This is a genomic window from Streptomyces sp. NPDC052107 (genome assembly GCF_040680215.1).
In the GTDB taxonomy this organism is placed as follows: Bacteria; Actinomycetota; Actinomycetes; order Streptomycetales; family Streptomycetaceae; genus Streptomyces.
This window is the reverse complement of record NZ_JBFAWG010000263.1, coordinates 1-1,697: the sequence shown is the minus strand read 5'-3', so window position 1 is coordinate 1,697 and position 1,697 is coordinate 1. Positions and strand designations below refer to the sequence as shown.

The 1,697-nt window shown below is 72.1% G+C and carries 1 protein-coding gene; it reads right to left on the bottom strand.

Annotation, left to right across the window (positions count from 1 at the left end; translation table 11 throughout):
- Window positions 1-91 precede the first annotated feature (91 nt).
- On the bottom strand, window positions 92-1,697 hold a 1,606-nt coding region (locus tag AB0M27_RS47660), incomplete at its 5' end, for an alpha/beta fold hydrolase (protein WP_365732442.1).

The following is a 1,697-nucleotide window of genomic DNA, read 5'->3' as shown; positions in this document are numbered from 1 at the left end:
CCACGACCACCTCCAAGATCAGATCTTGGAGACAGTCTGCTGGCCGACGGGCAACAGGTCGATTACCCGGCCAAGGCGGCGTGACAAGCCACTAGTTCCGGGCGGTGCCCTCGCGGATCCAGTCCTCGACGATGGTCGCGGTGGTCTCGGCGTCCTCCTGGATGAGCGTGAAGTGGCTGCCGGGCGCCGGGCGCAGCTCGTGGTCCGGGTGCCAGGGCTCGGCCTTGAGCTCGGCCGGGTCGCCGTCGTACTCCGTACGGTCGAGGAAGTCACCGGTCGCCGCGACGAACAGCACGGGCGCGGGCACCGCGTCGAGTTTGAAGTCGGGCAGGATGTCGAAGTAGCGGCTCATCGCCGACAGCCTCGTGCTGTCGTACCGGCCGACGGTCCTCTCGACCTCGAGCAGGCTGAGGGCGAGCCGGTCCATGCCGACCACCATCGCCTCGTCCTGGACCCGGTAGCTGTCCAGGAGCACCACGCCGGCCGGTACCACGCCGTGCGCCTGCACGAGGTGGTGGGCCGTGGCGTAGGCGATCAGCCCGCCGGAGGAGTAGCCGAGCAGGACGAACGGCTCGTCCTCGGCGGCGGCCAGGACGTTGGCTGCCATGGCCTGTACGACGGCCTCCGCGGAGGCGGGCAGGGGCTCGCCCGTGCCGAATCCGGGCAGGGCCAGCGCCGAGACGGATCGCGTGCCCCGCAGGTGCGAGGCCAGCCGCGCGTGCTGGTGCAGGCCACCGCCGGCCATGGGCGTCGAGACGCAGACGATGCGCGGGTCTGCCGGTCCGTCGGCGAGCCTGGCCGACGGCAGCCGGACGGTCGTGGCGTCGCCGGCGTCGTAGGTGTCGCGCAGCTCGGCCACCGCGCGCAGGACGCCGAACGCCTTGCCGACCTTGCCGGCCAGCACCGCCTCGCGGAACAGCGTGCTGAGCGAGTCGGCGCCGTCCGGCTCGGAGGGGCCGACCGGTTCGGTCGAGGCGCGGGGGCCGGTCTCGGCGGTGGTGGACTGTTCGGCGGATGCGGAGGTGGTGGTGTCGCCCTTGCCGGCCGGGGCCGACTGGGTCAGCTCGGCCTGGATGAGGGCGGCCAGCTGCTCCGGGTTCTGCCCGTCGAAGACGGCCATGGCCGGGAGTTGTAGACCGAGGGCCTTGTTCAGCTGGTTGCGCAGTTCGATGGCGGCCAGCGAGTCGAAGCCGGACTCCAGGAAGTCCCGATGGGGATCGACGTCGTTCGCGTCGTCGAAGCCGAGCACGGCGGCGACCCGTGCGCGCACGATGCTGCGGAGCTCGGCCAGTTGCTCGGGGCCGGACAGGTCGTGCAACCGCAGACGCAGCGTCTCCTCCTGCTCCGGTCCGCTGACCGCGCGGGTGACCCGCGGTGCCGGGACCAGGGAGCGGAGCATGGGGTGCGGCAGGTCGGGCAGGCGGCGCAGCGCCGGGAGGTCCAGGTGCATGGAGAGCACGGCCGGGTGTCCGGAGGCCACCGCGTTGTCGAGGTCGGCGAGACCCTCCTGTTCGGTCAGTGGCGGCATGCCGCTGCGGCGCATGCGCTGCAGGTCGATCTCGGAGAGCCACTGGCTGAGGCCGGTCTCGGTCTGCCACAGCGCGTAGGCGATGGAGGTGGCGGGCAGGCCCAGCCCGTGCCGGTGAACGGCCAGCGCGTCCAGGAACACATTCGCCGCCGCATACGCCGACTGCCCA